The organism is Corallococcus praedator, assembly GCF_003612125.1.
In the GTDB taxonomy this organism is placed as follows: Bacteria; Myxococcota; Myxococcia; order Myxococcales; family Myxococcaceae; genus Corallococcus; species Corallococcus praedator.
The window spans coordinates 1-411 of record NZ_RAWI01001250.1 but is presented as its reverse complement, the minus strand read 5'-3'; the positions used below and the strand labels follow the sequence as shown (position 1 = coordinate 411).

General features: G+C 58.2%; 1 protein-coding gene. It reads right to left on the bottom strand.

Annotation, left to right across the window (positions count from 1 at the left end):
* Positions 1 to 385, bottom strand: a 385-nt coding sequence (locus D7Y13_RS43940) for a cation diffusion facilitator family transporter (RefSeq protein ID WP_244222500.1), incomplete at its 3' end; no start/stop codon positions are given.
* Between the last annotated feature and the right edge of the window lie 26 nt (positions 386 to 411).

Genomic DNA, 411 nt, shown 5'->3' with positions numbered 1-411 from the left:
CCGTCTCTTCATCGACGGCTCTGTCCATGAGGTCGTGCAGGGCATCCGAGCCGAACTGCCAGCCCATTCTCGATACCATTAACCCAACAACGAATGCGGCCACTGGATCGAGCAGGGGAAATCCAAGCAAATTGCCGACGATGCCGAGTGCGACCACCAACGAGGAAGCTGCGTCGGAGCGAGCGTGCCATGCGTTCGCAATCAGCATGCTGGAGCGTACGCGCTCCGCAACGGCCAGCATGTACCGGAACAACAGTTCTTTGCTCACCAGTGCGCCAAGTGCGACCCACAAGCCGATCAACTTCACTTGTGAAATCGATTCCGGATGCTCCAGCTTGGTCACCGAGTTCCAAAGCATTCCGATGCCTACGGCGAGCAGCAGCAAGCCCAATACCAGAGAGGCCGCTGTCT